Source organism: Kineosporia rhizophila, assembly GCF_021277265.1.
GTDB classification, from domain to species: Bacteria; Actinomycetota; Actinomycetes; order Actinomycetales; family Kineosporiaceae; genus Kineosporia; species Kineosporia rhizophila.
This window is the reverse complement of record NZ_JAJSOH010000074.1, coordinates 1-874: the sequence shown is the minus strand read 5'-3', so window position 1 is coordinate 874 and position 874 is coordinate 1. Positions and strand designations below refer to the sequence as shown.

The 874-nt window shown below is 67.0% G+C and carries 1 protein-coding gene; it reads left to right on the top strand.

Annotation, left to right across the window (positions count from 1 at the left end; genetic code table 11):
• The first annotated feature begins 64 nt into the window (after positions 1 to 64).
• A protein-coding gene (locus tag LWF15_RS35780; protein WP_408624708.1) for an IS5 family transposase occupies positions 65 to 861 on the top strand; the annotation gives its coding sequence in 2 pieces (ribosomal slippage) (positions 65 to 395 and positions 395 to 861; 798 coding nt in all).
• The last annotated feature ends 13 nt before the right edge of the window (positions 862 to 874 follow it).

Sequence of the window (874 nt, the reverse complement as noted above, 5' to 3'; positions counted from 1 at the left end):
CCTAAGAGCGTGTCTCATTTGGAAGCGGTGAGCCGTTTTGGCATGATCTGGCGGCGTGGATGATCTGTCTCGGCGTCTGGTCCCGGATGAGTTGTGGGCGATCGTGGAGCCGCTGATCCCGTCGGCGCCGACGCGTCCGCAGGGTGGCGGCCGGGCGCGGGTGGACGACCGGGCCATGTTCACGGCGATCGTGTTCGTGCTGACCAGTGGCGTTGCCTGGCGCTACCTTCCGCCGTCGTTCGGAGTGAAGTACCAGACCGCGCACCGTCGGTTCAGCGAATGGACCGCGGCCGGGCTGTGGCCACGCATCCACCGAGCCGTGCTGGATGAACTCGGAGCAGCCGGCGAGATCGACTGGTCCCGCGCCGTGGTGGACGCCGCAAGCGTGAGGGCCAAAAAAGGGGATCTCTGACCGGGCCCAGCCCCGTCGACCGGGGCAAGCCCGGCTCCAAGATCCATGCCCTGTCCGACCGCAACGGTCTGCCCCTGGCCGTGGCCGTCAGCGCCGCGAACACCAACGACAACCAGGCCCTCAAGCCCTTGGTCAGGGCCGTTCCCGCGGTCCGGTCCCGACGCGGCCCACGCCGGCGCAAGCCCGCCAAGCTGCACGCTGACAAGGCCTACGACTCCATCGAGATCCGCTCCTGGCTGCGCCGGCGCGGGATCGTTCCCCGTATCGCCCGCAAGGGCATCGAGTCCAGCGAACGCCTGGGCCGCTATCGCTGGGTGATCGAGCGAACCATGGCCTGGTTCACCGGCTATCGCCGCCTGACCATCCGCTACGAACGCAGGGCCTCCCACTTCGCAGCGTTTCTCACGCTTGGGGCAGCCATTACTTGCTACAAGAAACTGCCCAAATGAGACACGCTCTAAG